Origin of the sequence: Novosphingobium sp. MBES04, from assembly GCF_000813185.1 — a bacterium.
Taxonomy (GTDB): Bacteria; Pseudomonadota; Alphaproteobacteria; order Sphingomonadales; family Sphingomonadaceae; genus Novosphingobium; species Novosphingobium decolorationis.
Genome location: NZ_DF850490.1, coordinates 172,179 through 172,887, shown reverse-complemented (window position 1 = coordinate 172,887; position 709 = coordinate 172,179). Strand labels below are relative to the sequence as shown.

The window sequence follows — 709 nt, the reverse complement described above, 5'->3', positions numbered from 1 at the left end:
GCCGCGCTTCGCCCAGCGCCGGGTGAGCTTGGTCTGCTGGCCGACGCGGGCTTCGTCCTGCCACCACAGCTCTATCGGCGTTCCTCTCGGGAGCCGCCGCTTGATTTGCGCCAGACGGGCGGCGAACCTTTTTTAAAATCGGCAATGTCATCGCTCTTCTGGCCACGGTGGCGTGGCCGCGCCGTGAGTTTGCGGTAGCCCATGGCGCGAAGCTCGCGCCCAAGAGTGTGACGTGTGACCGACAACTCGAACTCGTCCCAGATCCACTGCGCCAGATCGCACAGCCGCCAGCGCACCACGCCATGCGCTGCAGGAATCGGCCCAGTCTCGACGATCTCGGCAAGCCGCGCGCGCTGCTCGTCGTTCAGGATCGACGCTCTCCCCGGAGCCTTGCGCGTTGCCAGACCGTCGGGACCTCCCTCGTTGAAGCGCAGAACCCAGTCGCGCACGATCTGCAGCGTCACCCCGGCAAACCTCGCCGCTTCGCTGCGGCTCCTGCCGTCCAGGATCAGTGCAACAGCCAACAGACGCCGGACCTGATTGGCATCGCCACTTCGTCGCGCAAACTGGCGCAAATCCGCCGATGTGTAGTCAGATCGAACCCCAATCGCTGCCGCCATCGCAAGCCTCCATGTGCTCGCAACGTCGAATCAGATTTTCATCCGCTTGGGAAGCCCCGGCGTGAGTCAGCCTCAGCGCGCCTTGGTAT

Annotated in this window: 1 protein-coding gene; it reads right to left on the bottom strand. The window is 64.6% G+C overall.

Translation table 11 applies throughout. The features are described from left to right. Positions 1–71 precede the first annotated feature (71 nt). Positions 72–620, bottom strand: coding sequence for a helix-turn-helix domain-containing protein (locus tag MBENS4_RS22715; RefSeq protein WP_024020881.1), 549 nt, complete (start codon positions 618–620; stop codon positions 72–74). Positions 621–709: the final 89 nt, after the last annotated feature.